The organism is Benzoatithermus flavus (assembly GCF_037908215.1).
In the GTDB taxonomy this organism is placed as follows: domain Bacteria; phylum Pseudomonadota; class Alphaproteobacteria; order Geminicoccales; family Geminicoccaceae; genus Benzoatithermus; species Benzoatithermus flavus.
This window is the reverse complement of the sequence record NZ_JBBLZC010000094.1, coordinates 1-436: the sequence shown is the minus strand read 5'-3', so window position 1 is coordinate 436 and position 436 is coordinate 1. Positions and strand designations below refer to the sequence as shown.

At 46.6% G+C, this 436-nt stretch carries 1 pseudogene; it reads right to left on the bottom strand.

Features of this window, described 5'->3' with window-relative positions:
* A pseudogene (gene istB / locus U1T56_RS24230) lies at positions 1 to 436 on the bottom strand (IS21-like element IS5376 family helper ATPase IstB); the annotation flags it as partial.

Genomic DNA, 436 nt, shown 5'->3' with positions numbered 1-436 from the left:
ATGGAATGATGCAGTAATCGATCTAACATCGCTGTCGCCAAAACCGAGTCTCCCACGATTTCTCCCCATTCCCCAAAGCTTTTGTTGGAGGTGAGGATAATCGGGGCATGCTCGTACCGCCGGGCGATCACTTGAAATAAGTAATGAGCGCTGTTCGGGTCCAGTTTTAGATACCCCATTTCATCAATAATGAGAACGGTTGGCTTCACAAAGACACGAAGCTTTTTCTCCAACTTTCCTTCCTGGTCGGCTCTTCTTAACTGATTGACCAAATCGTGAGCGGTAATAAAATACGTTTTATATCCTCTTGCGATCGCCTCCATTCCAATCGAAATTGCCAGATGTGTCTTCCCAATCCCCGGTGAACCGAGAAAGAGGATATTTTCTTTCCGGTCAATAAAGGACAACGTGAGCAGTTCTCGAATCCGGCGCTCAT